Origin of the sequence: Deinococcus puniceus (assembly GCF_001644565.1) — a bacterium.
GTDB classification, from domain to species: domain Bacteria; phylum Deinococcota; class Deinococci; order Deinococcales; family Deinococcaceae; genus Deinococcus; species Deinococcus puniceus.
On the sequence record NZ_CP011387.1, the window covers coordinates 1224909 to 1239220 of the forward strand.

Below are 14312 nucleotides of genomic sequence, written 5' to 3' on the forward strand. Positions count from 1 at the left end.
CCTTATCACTCACTCGTTTCACTGCCGGAGGCAACTATGGGCGTCCTTGAGATCGCCAAGGGCATGGGCATCACGCTCGGCAAACTGTTTCAAAAGCCCGTGACTGTCAGCTACCCCGAACAGCGGGCCACCCTGCAACCCCGCTTTCGTGGGCGGCATGTGCTGACCCGCCACCCCGGCACCAACCTGGAAAAGTGCATCGGCTGTAGCCTATGCGCCGCCGCCTGCCCCGCCTACGCCATATACGTGGAGGCCGCCGAAAACGACCCCGCCAACCCCACCAGCCCCGGCGAACGCTACGCCAGCGTGTACGAGATCAACATGCTGCGCTGCATCTTCTGCGGCATGTGTGAGGAAGCCTGCCCCACCGGAGCGGTGGTCATGGGCAACGAGTTCGAGATGGCCGATTACCGCTACGGCGACTTCGTGTATGCCAAAGAAGACATGCTGGTGGGTGTGGAAGGCAGCTTGCCCCAGCGCCGCGAAGCCGCCCGCAAAGGTCAACCGGTGCGGCTCGGCTTCAAGGTGGAAGGCGGCCCCAGAGCCGAATTGGAGGGGGTGACGTACCCTCAATGATGCTCGCGTTCATCATTCTCGGCGCTCTGGCGCTCGTGGGCGGTGTCATCACAATTGCTGCCCGCAACGCCGTTCATGCCGCACTTGGCCTTGTCGCCACGTTGCTGTGCGTGGGCGGTCTGTTCGCCACCATGAACGCCTCATTCTTGGCGGCCACACAGGTCATCGTGTACGCCGGGGCCATCATGGTGCTGTTCCTGTTCGTCATCATGCTCCTCAATGCCAACCAACCCGTGACCGGGCGCGATCCGGTGCCCTTAGTGCGCGAACTGGCGGGCATCGGCGGCACGCTGCTGGCCGGGGCCTTCGTGGTGCTGGCCTTCACTTACGAAGACCCCCGCCCCCTGACCGAATCGGCGGCGGCTCTGCGTGACGGCACAGCGGGCGCCATTGGCGAAACGCTGCTCACCCGCTTTTTGCTCCCGTTCGAGGCAGTCAGTGTGCTGCTGCTCGTAGCTATCGTGGGCGCAGTGGCGCTGGTGCAGCGGCCTGTGCCCCAGCCGGACGGCGTGCCAGACACCGAACCCGCTGGCGTGCTGTCTCCGGAGACTGGCCTGATTTTTGAAGCGGTGAACCAACAAGCGGCCCTCAAACAAACTGTACTGAAAGAAGCCACACTGGAAGAAAGGGGGCGTGCCTGATGGTTCCCACCACGTATTACATCGCGCTGTCGGGCCTCCTGTTCGCGCTCGGCATGATCGGCGTCCTCACCCGCCGCACCGCCATCATGGTGTTCCTGAGCGTAGAGCTGATGCTGAACGCCGCCAACATCGCCCTCGTCGCCTTTGCCCGCTCGTGGGGCGACTTGACCGGGCAAACCGCCGTGTTCATCGTCATGACCTTGGCTGCCGCCGAAGTCGCCATCGGTCTCGCCATCATCATCGCCATCTTCCGCAAGCGGGAAACCACCAACGTGGATGATCTCGCCACCCTCAAAGGCTGAGTGCAGACAGTGCCCCTTTATCTTCTCCCGCTGTTTCCGCTCCTCGGCTTCGCCCTGCTGATCTGCCTGCCGCGCCTGTTTCCCGGCAAATCCGGCGGCCTGCTGGGTTCGGCTGCGGTTCTCGCCAGCTTTCTAGTCGCGTTGGTGCGCTTTTTCGGCCAAACTGACACGCCCTCCCACGAAATTCTGTGGACGTGGCTGCCCAATATGGCCCTGAATGCCAACCTCAGCGTCGGCTTTTACCTCGATCAACTGAGCGCCCTGATGGCCCTGATCATCACGGGCGTCGGCTTCCTGATTCACGTCTATTCCCTGAGCTACATGAGCCACGATCCCAAATTCACGCGCTTTTTTGCGTTCCTGAATTTCTTCGTGGCGATGATGCTGATTCTGGTCTTGGCCGACTCCTACCCCCTCATGTTCGTGGGCTGGGAAGGCGTGGGCACGGCGTCTTACCTCCTCATCGGCTTCTGGTACGCCGGACGCCACGCCGCCACCACCAATCCCCAACTGGCCGATGAAAGCAACCGCGAGGGCATCAGCAATTCCAACGCTGCCCGCAAAGCCTTCATCATGAACCGCATCGGCGACTTGGGCTTCATGCTGGGCATGTTCCTGATCTACAAGCTGTACGGCACGCTGTCTATTCCCGAGCTGGCCGAACGCGCCGAATCCACGCGGGTAGCAGTGGCCGGAATAGAACTGGCCTGCCTGTTCCTGCTGGTGGGCGCTATCGGCAAAAGCGGCCAGTTGCCCCTCACCACTTGGCTTCCTGACGCGATGGCTGGCCCCACCCCGGTATCGGCCCTGATTCACGCGGCCACGATGGTCACGGCGGGCGTGTATCTGGTGGCTCGCAGCCACTTCCTGTACGATCTGGCCCCCAACGCCTCGCTGTGGGTGGCCTGGATCGGCGGCCTGACGGCACTCTACGGTGCGCTCTCAGCCCTCAACCAGCACGACATCAAGAAGATTCTGGCCTATTCCACCGTGTCGCAACTGGGCTACATGTTCATGGCGGTGGGCCTGCATGCGTACTCGGCGGGCGTGTTCCATCTGCTCACCCACGCCTTCTTCAAAGCCCTGCTGTTTCTCGCGGCGGGCGCGGTCATTCACGCCCTGCACGATCAGCAAGACGTGCGGCAGATGGGCGGGATGCGGAAATTCATGCCCTTTACCCACATCGTTTCTCTGGCGGGCGTGCTGGCTATTTCGGGCATTCCGATCTGGAGCGGCTTCTTTTCCAAAGATGCGATTCTGGCCTCTGCCTTCGAGGCGAGTCCGCTGCTGTACGTGATCGGGCTGGGCGTGGCCCTGCTCACCGCCTTCTACATGGGGCGCTGGTATTTCCTCGTGTGGCGCGGTGACTACCGGGGGAATGTGGCGCACCCGCACGAAGCCGACTTGTTGATGAAGGCTCCGCTGGGCGTGTTGGCCGCCCTCGCCACCTTTGGCGGTCTGCTGAACATTCCCACCTTTTTGGGCGGCAACCACGCCTTCGACAATTACATTGGCCGCGCCGTTCCGCTGCACGAGCACGAAATTTCGGTCAGTACCGAGTGGCTGCTGACCGCTCTGGCCGTCGCTGCGGGCGTCATCGGGTTGCTGTGGGCCGCCGCCGAACACCGCCGCCGCAGCCTCGCCGATGGGCCTTTGGGCGCACTGAGTACCAACGCGCTGTATCTGGACGCCCTCTACGACAACACCGTCAGCGCCCCCAGCCGCGCTCTGGCCGGGGCACTCGACAGCGTAGACCGGGGCACCGACGGCGTGCTGGGCGGCATTGCCCGCAACGCGGCGGCTCCCGGCGTCTTGTTTACCCGCTGGCAAAGCGGCTTCGTGCGGGCCTACGCGGTCTCTATGCTGCTGGGCACGGCGCTGATGCTGGGCTACTGGGCACTGAAGACGATTGGAAGTGGGGCGTGAGAGGGGTAGTGGTGAGTGGTGAGTGGTTAGTGGGAAGGTCAAAAGATATGCGACTGTTCTCTGGCCTGTGTGTGTTTGACGCACGCCACAACCTCCAACGCCCTTCCGTCCCTTCCGCTCCTGTCTTTTCCCACTCACCACTGACCACTCACCACTCACTGTCCTTCCGAGGCCCCCAATGATCCACTTCATGATTTTCCTGCCGCTGCTGGGGTCGCTGCTGCTGCTGATTACGCCCGTGCGCTGGCGCGAGGAAGTCGCCGGATTCTTTGCCGCTGCCACGCTGGGCCTCGGCATCGGCATCTGGCGGGCAGGCGGCGCAGACCTGTTCAGCATCAACTGGGTGCCGTCGCTGGGCATCACCTACTCGGTGGCGCTGGACGGCGTGAGCCTCACACTGGCGCTGGTCACGGCCTTCATGACCCTGATCGCCATTCTGTATGCCTCTCGGCGCGTCGCCAATCCCGGCACGATGCTGGCCCTGATTCTGGCGATGGAAACCGGTCTGATCGGCATTTTTGCCGCCCGTGACCTGATTCTCTTCTATGTGTTCTTCGAAGACGCCCTGTTGCCCGCCTTACTGATGCTCGCCATCTATGGCAAATCCCACCGGATGCGGGCGCTGGTCAAGTTCGGCGCGTATACGCTGTTCGGCAGCCTGCTGATGCTGGTGTCCATTATCGGCATCAAGTCGCTGGGCGGCAGCCCCACCTTCGCGCTGGTGGATTTGGCGGCCAACACGGTCACTGGCCCGGCGCAAACGTGGCTGTATCTGGGCTTCCTCGCGGCGATGGCGGTCAAGCTTCCGCTCTGGCCGCTGCACGCGTGGCTGCCCGATTTCCACGAGCAAAACCACGACAGCGGCATTCCCGATCTGATGGGCACGCTGTACAAGGTGGGCGGTTACGGCATCTTCCGCTTCGGCATAGAACTGTTCCCCGACGCCTCCGAACAGTTGCGCCCGATCCTGATGGGCTTGGCCGCATTTACGGCCCTGTACGCCGCGTGGATCGCCTTCCGGCAAACCAACTGGAAACGGCTGCTGGCCTACGCGGGCCTGTCTCACATGGGGTTCGTGGCGCTGGGCGTGTTCAGTCTCAACGAAACTGCCGTCATCGGGGCCATGTACCTGCTCGCCTTCCAGAACGTGTATACCGGGGCGCTATTTCTGGCCGTCGGGATGCTTCAGGAGCGCATCGGCAGCCTCGATACCCGTGTGGGCGGCGTGATGAATCAGGCGGGCGCACTGGGCGGCCTCACGATGGCGCTGTGGTTCGCCTCTATCGCCGTGCCGGGGTTTGCCGGATTCGTCGGAGAATTCAGCATCCTGCTGGGCGCATATCAGGTGCAGCCATGGATCACCTTCGTGGCGGGCCTGACCACCATTGCCGCCGCCGTGTACGCCCTGAGTGCCTTTCAGACCACGTTTTGGCAAGGCCGCCCGCTGGGTGGAATTAAAGTGGCCGACCTGCACGGTACCGAATGGCTGGTGCTGGGGCTGCCGCTGGCTGTGGCCCTCTTCTTCGGCGTGTATTCGGCTCCGGCCATCAATCTGATCCAACCAGCGGTCAAAACCGTTCTTGCTGCGCTGGGAGCCAACTAAATGCCTGAAACCGTGTTGCAAATTCCTGATGTGAAACTGGCGGCCATGCTGCCCATCCTGATTGTGCTGGCCGGAGCCATCGCCAGCACGGTGCTGGGCTTCAACCTGCCGCGCCGCGCCCTGACCATCATCAATCTGGTCATGTTGGTCTTGTCGGGCGTCTCCATGATCACGCTCTGGGACACGGGCACAACCGCGTTCGGCGGCGGCCTGCAAGCCGACAACGCCGCCATTTTGCTGGGCCTCACCATCTTGGTGGGCAGCATCATGACCCTGTTGGTCAGCTTAGACACGGCCTACCGCGCCCGCGTCTCGTTCCCCGAATTCGACGCCATGCTGATGTACGCCATTACGGGTACGCTCCTGATCGCCTTTTCCGGTGACCTGATCGTGATGCTGATCGGGCTGGAAATCATGAGCCTCAGCGGGTACGTGCTGGCCACCCTGCAAGCCTCGCGCCGCGCCGAGGAATCGGGCCTGAAGTACTTCCTGCTGGGCGCAGTGGGCAGCGCGATTCTCATTTACGGCATCGCCTTCGTGTACGGCGCGACTGGCAGCCTCAATTACGCCGACATTGCCGCCAAAGCCAGCGGCCTTACGCCCGCAAACGTGGGCATTCTGGTGGGCGGCGCACTGCTGATGCTGGCGGGGTTCGCCTTCAAAGTGGCCCTGGCTCCCTTTCACCAGTGGACGCCGGATGTGTACGGCGGCGCGCCTACCAGCGTCAGCCTGTTCCTGAGTACGGTGGTGAAGGTGGCCGCGTTTGCCGGAATGCTGCGCGTGTTCGGCGGAGCTTTGGCCGACGCGCCCGGTTGGGCCTCGGTGCTGCAAATCCTGACGGCGGCCACCCTGATCATCGGCAATACGGCGGCCCTGTTGCAGCGCAACTTCAAGCGAATGCTGGCCTATTCGGCGGTGGCCCACACGGGATTCCTCGCCATGTGTCTGCTGGGAACCCCCCAAGCGGGCGGCGCGGCGCTGGGCTACTACCTGCTCGTGTACACCCTGATGACGGCAGCAGCCTTGGCGGTGGTGGCTGCCCTCCAGCGCGACGAAATGGGTATGGAAATCGACGATCTGCGTGGCCTGTATTACCGCCATCCGGCCTACGCGGTGGCCCTGTCCGTGTGCCTCGCGTCGCTGGCGGGCCTCCCCCCCTTCGCCGGATTCTTCGGCAAGTATCTGGCGTTTCAGGCGGCCTTCCAAAACGGGTACGTCTGGATCAGCGTGCTGGCGGCCCTGACCAGCGTGGCGGCGCTCATCTATTACCTGCGCCCCGCCATGCTAATGTTTATGCCTGACCGCACGCCTGCCCGCGAATACCCGAACGGTCAGCGCACGCCCACCAATTTTGCCGTCGTACTGGGCGTGCTGGGCGTCACGGTGCTGGGCATTTTGCCCAATATCTGGTACGGCTGGGTACAAAATCCGGCGATCTGGCTGTTTTTGGCGGGAAGATAGGGGAGAGGGTGGGGGGTGGATCGTGGTCAACCCCCTACCAACACCGGATGTCTTCACCCCCCATCTGTTTGTGAGCACAACAAAGAAGGCCGTCCAACTCGGGCGGCCTCCCTTCTTTATCCACTTCTTCTACACTCCACACTCCACGAGCTACCTTTCCGCCGTTCCTACTCCCGCTGATCCCGCTGGTACTTCATCCGGTAGCGGCTGCGACTGGCGGCCTCGATCAGTTCTATGGGCGTGCGGATATCGGGGGTGGTGGTGGCCGCGCCCACACTGGCCCGCAGCGGAATATCTCGGTACTGGATGGTATCGAGGCTGCGCTGCACACGCTCGGTGATCACGGCCAAATCCAGATCGTCGGTGTTGTCGAGCAGAATGGCGAATTCGTCTGCGCCCCACCTGAAAATCACGTCGCCCCGGCGCTTGTGGGTCTGAATGCGGGCGGCGAGGTCTCGCAGCAGTTCGTCTCCGGCGTTGCGGCCATAGGTATCGTTGACCTTGCGAAATCCGCTCAGATCGACCAGCAGCAGCCCCAGCGGGCGTTCGGTGCGGGCGGCCCAGCGGTGTTCTACGGCGCGGGTGAAGGCGAGGCGGTTGCCGAAGCCGGTGAGCGGATCGAGGGTGCCGAGATTTCGCAGATTCCACCAACGCTCCAGGGCCACCAGCGCCGTGCCCAAAATGGCCGCCAGCGAAATGGTCACGCCCGGCAGCACGATGTTGGCCAGCCACAGCGGAACGGCCAGCGAGAGCGCCAGCATCGCGATGCCGAATCCCCACAGCCCCCGCGCCAGCACCGCCGCACTGGCCGCCAGCACGCACAGCAGCACGGTCAGCCACACGGGAATGGGTTGAAAAGGAGCGCTGAGCAGGCTGGACACGGCCCGCGCCTGAAGCAGCGCGCCGGACACCACCTCGCCCGTCACGTCGCGCAGGGTTTGGCCGCCCAGACCGCCGTTGCCCAGCCCAGTCGCGGTTAGGCCGATCAGCACCACCCGGCCCTGAAGATCGCTGTAGCGCACATTGCCGTTGACCACATCGCGGAAGGACAGCACGGGCAGGCGCTCCAGATCGGGGCGGCTGTAGCGCAGCACACGCGGAGTGGTGTCCAGCGGCACGTCGCGCCCCGCGATCACGGCCACCTGCCGGGCCAAGCTGGGAACCAGTTTGCTCTGGGCCGAGGCCGTATCGTTTTCCCGGTACGCGGCCTGAAAAGAACGTACCAAGCCATCGGAGGCAATATTCAGGGCGCTGACTCCAGTGGGGGAGCGCCAGTCGGGGTTGGCGGGACTGTCTTCGCCGGGGGCAGTCGCCAGCACCACGTTCGGGCGGCTAAAGGCGTCGGCCAAGCGCTGATCGTTCTGCGCCGGATCGCTGAGGATCACGTCGATGCCGATGGCCCGCGCCCCCGCCTCATCCAGCGTATTGAGGGCCTGACCGTACAGTTCGCGGGGCCAACTGTCGAGCCGTCCATAATCGCGCAGGCTGGCGTCGTCGATGCCCACCACCACCACCCGTGTGTCGGCGGGACTGGGCAGGGCGCGGTTCAGGGCGTCTTGCAGCCGCACATTGTCGGGCAGCAGCAGGGCCAGGGCCGCCGCCAAGACTGCCGCCGCCGGAACGGTATAGCGGGCCAGCGAGCTCTCAGGGGAGAGCAGCATAACTCTCGTTTCCGGCTCCGTCCTGCACGCTGACCCGGATGGGAACGGCAGATGCGGGCGCGGGCAGCAGCACACGGAAGTTGCCCTGCACGCGCCAGGTGTACCTGAGGTCGCCCACGGCCACAGTCAACAGAGGCTGCGCTGTGCCTGCATCTGCCACCTGTCCGGTCAGGGTCAGAATGCGGCCTGTGACGCTGCTCTTCAGGTTACTGAGGGCGGGCGCGGTGCGGTCGAGGCGAATCTGGCGCGTCTGTGTGACCGTCTGGCCGAAACGGGTGGCCTTCACCTGCACGGCGTATTCACCTTCTGGCAGTGTGTCTTGCAGGCGCTCTAGCCGGAACAGCCCTTCTGCGCCCTCCGCGGCACTCAGGTTCACGGTGCGTCCGGCAATGGTGGCGGTCACGGTGGCGTCGGGCAGGCTACGTGCAGACAAGGCCAACTCCCGCAAACTACTGGGCGTGGGGTCAAGTTTGAACACCAAGGGCCGCGCCCGTTCTGCGTCACGCGCAATATTGAAGGCGTCGAGGGCGTCGGGGGTCAGGGGCTGAAGTTGGCCGCCCTGCTGCTGCTGCTGACCCTGCGAGACGGTGGCGTCCTCATCGCTGGGAAGGGCCACCTGTCCCTCGAACACCTTGACCAACCCGCTGGCGTCGACCCGGAAAACAGTTCCGCGCACCGCCGTACTGATCACGGGCGTGGTGATCTTGTAGCCGCCCTGCCCCTTTTGCACCACGTTCCAGGCACTGCCGCGCAGCAGTTGCAGCGTCACTTCGCGGCCCTGCGCGGTTTTGTCTATGGCGATCACGCTCAGTTCGCTCTGTTCGGTCAGGCGCAGGTAGCCGCCGCCGCTGAAGCCCACCTCGGCCCAGGCCCCAGTGTCGGTGGTCAGGCGCTCGCCCGCAGCCAGATTGTCCCCTACAGCAGCATTTACAGAGGCGGCCCCACCCCGGAACAGCTTGACGCCGCCGCGAGTGGCCTCGATAGTGGCGGTTCCGGCTCCCCTGAACTGGGCCGCGTACCAAGGATCGGTTTCGCGGAAATCGCTGATCTGTCCGGTCTTGAGGGCAATCTGCTGACCGGCCCGCACGCTGGTAATACGGGTACCCATCGCCAGACGGCTGGAACCGCTGATGACCGCCACCCGCAGCGTGGCACCGCCGGGCGCGAGGTCAACCCGCACCTGCCCCGTTCCGTCTATAAACAGGTGGTTGCCCTGAACATGCACCGCCACCGGGCCGCGCAGCAGGAATTGTCCTTCCAGCAGATCGGCCTCTTCTTGGTAGGTTCGGAGTCGGGAGGCGCTGCCCACCACCACCTGCCCTGTCCCGCTTTGAAGGACGGCGCGGCCTGTGCCTGTGCGGAGGCCGAGCGCAACACTCGATATTCCGGCCTGTGTACGCCAGACATTGCCCGCTTCCTGAATTTCCACTCGGCCCGCCGCGTCGCGTACCGTCAGGAACGCCGCCTGTGCGCTGGCTTGTCCGAGGCCCAAAGCGCCCACCCAGAGGCTCATTCCCAACAGTCTTGCCAACAGGCCGCCCTTCAGGGAAGCCTGAACTTGGAGACTTTGGGGAGTAGAAACCTGAGCAGACAACTTCACCCTTCCAGTCTAAGCGAAGAATCTGACAATATTACATCTGACTGCCAGAAAGTTGACATCAAGAGAGGGCGGGGCGTTCAGAAGTGGGGGCGCGCCGAAAGGGAACCTGACTGCTGAGCGGTATAGTACAGGGCGTGCTTGTTGCCGTGCAGGATGCCATCAAAGAATATGGGCCGTTGACCGTGCTCTCAGACGTTACTTTTGCCGTTCAACCCGGTGACCGCGTGGGCTTGGTGGGACGCAACGGCGCGGGCAAAAGCACGCTGCTGCGTCTGCTGACCGGAGAAATAGCCCCAGATGGGGGAATCGTGCGCCGTGCGCCGGGTGTGCGGGTGCGGGCGCTGCGTCAAGACCCGGTGTTTGCCGACGGGTCTACGGTGGACAGCATTCTGGACGCCGCTTTTCATGATCTGGACGCGCTGGAAGCCGAATTGGAAGCTGCCGCCGCTGCTATGAGCAGTGGGACGCCCGAAAGTGTGATGCACCATGAAGCCGTTCTGGAACATTACGTGAGGCGTGGGGGTTACGAGCGCCGCAGCCGCAAAGATGCCGTGACGCTGGCGTTCGGCTTCCGGGGCCGCGAAACCGATCTGGTGTCGGCCCTCAGCGGCGGCGAACGCACCCGGCTAGGACTGGCCGCACTATTGGTGGAAAACCCCGATGTGCTGCTGCTGGACGAGCCGACCAACCACCTCGACATCGTGATGGTGGAATGGCTGGAAAATTTCCTCTCGCGCTATCCCGGCGCGGTGCTGGTCATCAGCCATGACCGGACTTTTCTGGATACCGTGACCCGCGAAACCGCCTACCTGCGCGGCGGCGGCCTGAAAGTGTACGCGGGCGGCTATACCGTGTTCCGCGAGAATCTGGACGCCGAACTGGAACGGCAGGCCGCCGCCGCCGCGCAGGATGCCAAACAGGTGGCCGCCCTACAAAGCAGCGCTGACCGCATGAAAATCTGGGGCCTTGGTATGAGCAAGCTGGCCCGCCGTGCCAAAGCGATGCAGGCCCGCGTAGACCGCATGCAGGCCCGCGCCACTGCCGCACCGCCCGCCGCCGAACGCACCACCCGCATCGTGTTCCACGCGCCGGAAAGCGGAGACGTGGTGCTGGACGCCCGCCACGTGACGCGCCGCATAGACGGCAGGCACGGCCCGCGCACCCTGTTTGAAGACGTGAACGTGCAACTGCGCCGGGGCGAGCGCGTGGCTATTATTGGCCGCAACGGGGCAGGCAAAACCACGCTGCTGAAGGCCTTGTTGGGCTTAGAGGCCAGCAACGACCCCCGCGCCCGTGTTCTCACTGGCGCAAGAGTCACGGTGGGCTACTACGATCAGGCGTTGCGCGGCGTAGACCCCAACCAAACGCTGTACGACGTGGCCCGTGAGTACGTGTCCAAAGACCCGGAAGCCCATGACCTGTTGGGCACCTTCATGTTTCCTTACGATCAGCACGACAAGCAGGCCAAGATTCTGTCGGGCGGCGAGCGGGCGCGGCTGGCGATGCTGAAGCTGGCGCAGGAAGACCACAACCTGTTGGTGATGGACGAGCCGACCAACCACCTCGATATGGAAATGGTGGAATCGCTGGAAGAAGCCCTGACCGCGTTTACGGGCACCCTGATCATGGTCAGCCACGACCGCGCCTTCATTGAGGGACTGGCTGACCGGATCTGGCTGATCGAGGACGGCCTGTTCTACGAATATCCCGGCTGGGCCGACTATAAGGCCAAACATAAGCCTGTGGTGGCCGAGGCACCGGCTGTGGTGACCGCCCCCAAACCCGCGCCCGCCAAAGGCAAAGGCCTGTGGCATCTCAAGCGCCAAGTGGAAGTGCTAGAGGCCGAAATTGCCCGCTTGGAAGCGCACCTGATGGACGCCCAAAACGCCCTGCACACGGCGGGCGCGGGGGCCGATTACGCCGCACTGGGGCAGGCCGCCCACGACCTAGAGGCCGAGCTGGAAGCGAAGGTGGCCGAATGGAGCGACAAGCAAGCGGAAGTTGAGGAAAAGGGCGGGTAAACCAGTAAGTTCTAGCTGTCTTACACCACAATCCGCTTGAATTTCCCTTCTTCATCCACCGCCGACAGTTGCCCATACGCCAACTCGCGGGCCACGACTTCGGCCATGTCGCGGCCCAAGTCGGCGGCGCTGCGGTGTTCGGTTTCCAGCGGCTCGGCCACCACGTCAAACCCGCGCAGGGCGTCCTGATCTTGGTGGCGCACCTCAATTTGCAGCTTGCCCTCCATCACTTCATGCGTCACGCTCAGGCCTTCGCGGGGGTCAGGCGTGTAGGCGGATTCAAAGGCGGTCACAACGTCTTGGAGATTCATGGGCGCAGTCTGGCGCAGGGGCGGGGTGGGCGGCCTTTAGGGAGTCTTGAAAGCAGGGAATAAAGAAGGAGAGTCATCGGGATGAGCGCAGACAAACGGGTTGTGTAAATCTTTGTTGTCCACCACCACGCCCGCCCACTGTTCCGGCTGAGCTTCATGAAAGTACAGGCGGTTGCCTTCCACATAACGGCGGTTGCTCTCCGCGTGCAGGTCGGGCGAGCCGTAGCCGGGGCCACGCGCTGCCCCACGCGGCACAGAGACGGCAAAATCTACGCGCAGGAAGACGGAATCATCCCAAATCCCACGCAATTCGGGCCGATGCAAAAACAGTCCATCCACGATCAGAATGGTGCCGGGTTCAGCCTGTTGCTCGGCCCGTTCCAGCGGCTGATCTGTGTCTACGTCAAAGAGAGCGGCCCGGTAGTTCAGCGTTCCAGTGGGCCCCAATGGGTCAAGCAGGGCCAGCCTCAGGCCAGCGTAATCGTAGGAATCCCGGTAAAACCCTTCTGGGGAAGTCCGGCCTAAGCGGTAGCGCACAGCACACGGATGATGAAAGTCGTCTACGCTGGCCCGGATCACTGGCCGTCCTTGATCTCGCAACAGGTGGGCGAGTTCATCGGCAAAGGTGGTTTTGCCCGCACCATCCACGCCGTCTACTGCCACGCGCAAGACAGGCCGCGCCGGGAGATTTTGCCACCGCTGGGCTATTGCTAGCAATAAGTCTTGACGCGGCATGAGGTGCCTCAACGTCAAAGCTTCAAATCTCCCTTCTCCGTTACGTTCAGTCCCAACGCTACGTCCCGTGAGGCCTGCTGACGTTCCCTATCCAAGTACGTTTGGGCGTGGCTCACCTCGCGGTCAAGTACCGAAATGGTGTCCTTAAACCGCTCCAACGCCTGCGTGCGGTAGGTGCTGATGGCGTCCAGTGCGCCGTACACGTCGCGGAAGGCGGCCTGAATAATCTGCGGGTCTACGGTGGCACTCCCCGCCTGCTTCTGAATTTCGGTGGATTGCTGTTTCAGTAAAGATGCGGTGCTGCCGATCATGCGCCCAGTGGTGTCGTTGAGCGCGGTCACTTGGCCCAGTACGGCCTGCTGCGTGCCCAACGCCTGCGCCACCATAATCGCGGTTCGCAGGGCACTGACGGTGGTGGTGCTGGCGCGGTCTACGCCTTTAATCAGTTCCATGTTGTTGCGGCGCACCAAATCGAGCGCGAGGTAGCCCTGAATGCCCACCGCCAGTTGCGTGAGCAGATCGGTGACGCGCTGGCGCACGGCAAACAGCAACTCTTCGCGCACGATGCGGGCTTTGTCGGGGTCGGTGGCTTGCAGCGTAGTCAGGCGGGCACTCAGGGCGTCGTCCACCGATTTGCCCACATGCGCGTATTGCCGCAGCTTTTGCATCGTTTCCCACAGGTGAACCTTCTCGGTTTCGATGCTGGCGTTGTCGCGCCGCAGTTCGTCCTGAGAGCGGTACAGCGTCTCCAAAATCGCGTTCAAGTGCGATTGGGCGCTCTGATACCTGTCCATCGCGTTCTGGGCTTTGCGTCCACCCGGCAGCTTGCCCAAAAACCCGCGCACGGTGGGGGTGCGGGAAGGATCGAGGTCTTCCACGGTGCGCCTCAAGTCGGTCAGGCCACGCAAAATGTCGCTGCCCTCGGCCAATGCCCCGGCTTTAGAGGCCCGCAGCGGGCGTTCCATCATGCGGCTCGATACTTGCGCCGCCGCCCGCTGCTCCTGGGCGCCCAACTCGTGTACGGCGTCCAGCTTGCGCTTGAAGGTGTCGCTGTGCGTGCCTGCCGACAGCACATCTTCCACAAAGGCGCGGGCCAGCGTGTCCAGCCGGGCGCGGTCTTCCGGCGAAAGCGGCACCATGTCGGAGGCGTCGCCCGCGCCGACTTGGGGCACGGAAGCGGGCACGTTCAGGCCTTCGGGTGGGGTCAGCGGCGAGAGTGGGCCGGATTTATCGCTCATGCCACCCAGTACGCACTCAAACGGGTGTGGGTTGCATCGGGCGAAAGGTGGAGAGAGTTTGTGCCCCAGCTTTCGCCCAAACAAAGCAGAGGGCGGGGGAGAGGAATCACCATCTCACACCTGCCCTTTAGCCAACAATTCCGGGTGACCCCCCCAGTCTGCTCTCCTTCGGAGCTGTACCAGTTCGCAGCCAGCCCCCCTTAAAGGGGGAGCGCAAAAGCCTTTGTCCTCCCCTTA

General features: G+C 63.4%; 12 protein-coding genes. 7 read left to right on the forward strand and 5 right to left on the reverse strand.

Annotated elements, in window-relative coordinates; all coding sequences use genetic code 11:
• Positions 1–36 precede the first annotated feature (36 nt).
• From nuoI to SU48_RS05600, 6 genes are all read left to right on the forward strand, one after another.
• Positions 37–576: an NADH-quinone oxidoreductase subunit NuoI gene (nuoI, locus tag SU48_RS05575; protein ID WP_019010036.1), complete on the forward strand. Its 540-nt coding sequence runs from the start codon at positions 37–39 to the stop codon at positions 574–576.
• Positions 573–1217, forward strand: a complete 645-nt coding sequence (locus tag SU48_RS05580; RefSeq protein WP_064014390.1) for an NADH-quinone oxidoreductase subunit J family protein — start codon at positions 573–575, stop codon at positions 1215–1217. Before nuoI ends, SU48_RS05580 begins: the two co-directional genes overlap by 4 nt.
• Complete coding sequence (nuoK, locus tag SU48_RS05585) at positions 1217–1519, forward strand: NADH-quinone oxidoreductase subunit NuoK (protein ID WP_064014391.1); 303 nt, start codon at positions 1217–1219, stop codon at positions 1517–1519. Before SU48_RS05580 ends, nuoK begins: the two co-directional genes overlap by 1 nt.
• Before the next feature lie 9 nt (positions 1520–1528).
• Positions 1529–3445: an NADH-quinone oxidoreductase subunit L gene (gene nuoL / locus SU48_RS05590; protein WP_064015868.1), complete on the forward strand. Its 1917-nt coding sequence runs from the start codon at positions 1529–1531 to the stop codon at positions 3443–3445.
• A 178-nt stretch (positions 3446–3623) separates the two neighbouring features.
• Positions 3624–5048 carry an NADH-quinone oxidoreductase subunit M gene (locus SU48_RS05595; RefSeq protein WP_064014392.1) on the forward strand — a complete coding sequence of 475 codons (1425 nt, stop codon included), beginning with the start codon at positions 3624–3626 and terminating at the stop codon, positions 5046–5048.
• Positions 5049–5060: 12 nt separating this feature from the next.
• Positions 5061–6509 (forward strand): NADH-quinone oxidoreductase subunit N, encoded by a 1449-nt coding sequence (locus SU48_RS05600; protein WP_064015869.1) that lies wholly within the window; start codon positions 5061–5063, stop codon positions 6507–6509.
• 167 nt (positions 6510–6676) lie between these two features.
• Here the strand turns inward: SU48_RS05600 and SU48_RS05605 are convergent, their stop codons facing one another.
• Positions 6677–8170 carry a CHASE2 domain-containing protein gene (locus tag SU48_RS05605; RefSeq protein ID WP_064014393.1) on the reverse strand — a complete coding sequence of 498 codons (1494 nt, stop codon included), beginning with the start codon at positions 8168–8170 and terminating at the stop codon, positions 6677–6679.
• Positions 8154–9683, reverse strand: coding sequence for a FecR family protein (locus SU48_RS05610; RefSeq protein WP_082869686.1), 1530 nt, complete (start codon positions 9681–9683; stop codon positions 8154–8156). The genes SU48_RS05605 and SU48_RS05610 overlap by 17 nt, the downstream gene beginning before the upstream one ends.
• Positions 9684–9904: 221 nt before the next feature.
• Between SU48_RS05610 and SU48_RS05615 the strand changes: the two genes are divergently transcribed.
• On the forward strand, positions 9905–11791 hold the full coding sequence (locus SU48_RS05615) for an ABC-F family ATP-binding cassette domain-containing protein (protein ID WP_064014394.1): 1887 nt from the start codon (positions 9905–9907) through the stop codon (positions 11789–11791).
• A gap of 20 nt (positions 11792–11811) precedes the next feature.
• Here the strand turns inward: SU48_RS05615 and SU48_RS05620 are convergent, their stop codons facing one another.
• The 3 genes from SU48_RS05620 to SU48_RS05630 are packed head-to-tail and all read right to left on the reverse strand — an operon-like array spanning position 11812 to position 14075.
• Positions 11812–12102, reverse strand: coding sequence for a hypothetical protein (locus SU48_RS05620; protein ID WP_064014395.1), 291 nt, complete (start codon positions 12100–12102; stop codon positions 11812–11814).
• A 36-nt stretch (positions 12103–12138) separates the two neighbouring features.
• Positions 12139–12837, reverse strand: coding sequence for a nucleoside/nucleotide kinase family protein (locus SU48_RS05625; RefSeq protein WP_064014396.1), 699 nt, complete (start codon positions 12835–12837; stop codon positions 12139–12141).
• Positions 12838–12851: 14 nt separating this feature from the next.
• Entirely contained in the window at positions 12852–14075 is a 1224-nt protein-coding gene (locus SU48_RS05630) for a toxic anion resistance protein (RefSeq protein ID WP_064014397.1), read from the reverse strand.
• Between the last annotated feature and the right edge of the window lie 237 nt (positions 14076–14312).

Excerpts from the sequence above, each read along its gene's own strand:
- SU48_RS05580 (WP_064014390.1), top strand. The coding sequence starts at position 573 with ATGATGCTCGCGTTCATCATTCTCGGCGCTCTGGCGCTCGTGGGCGGT.
- SU48_RS05630 (WP_064014397.1), bottom strand. The coding sequence starts at position 14,075 with ATGAGCGATAAATCCGGCCCACTCTCGCCGCTGACCCCACCCGAAGGC.
- nuoI (WP_019010036.1), top strand. The coding sequence starts at position 37 with ATGGGCGTCCTTGAGATCGCCAAGGGCATGGGCATCACGCTCGGCAAA.
- SU48_RS05625 (WP_064014396.1), bottom strand. The coding sequence starts at position 12,837 with ATGCCGCGTCAAGACTTATTGCTAGCAATAGCCCAGCGGTGGCAAAAT.
- SU48_RS05595 (WP_064014392.1), top strand. The coding sequence starts at position 3,624 with ATGATCCACTTCATGATTTTCCTGCCGCTGCTGGGGTCGCTGCTGCTG.
- SU48_RS05605 (WP_064014393.1), bottom strand. The coding sequence starts at position 8,170 with ATGCTGCTCTCCCCTGAGAGCTCGCTGGCCCGCTATACCGTTCCGGCG.
- SU48_RS05620 (WP_064014395.1), bottom strand. The coding sequence starts at position 12,102 with ATGAATCTCCAAGACGTTGTGACCGCCTTTGAATCCGCCTACACGCCT.
- SU48_RS05610 (WP_082869686.1), bottom strand. The coding sequence starts at position 9,683 with ATGAGCCTCTGGGTGGGCGCTTTGGGCCTCGGACAAGCCAGCGCACAG.
- nuoK (WP_064014391.1), top strand. The coding sequence starts at position 1,217 with ATGGTTCCCACCACGTATTACATCGCGCTGTCGGGCCTCCTGTTCGCG.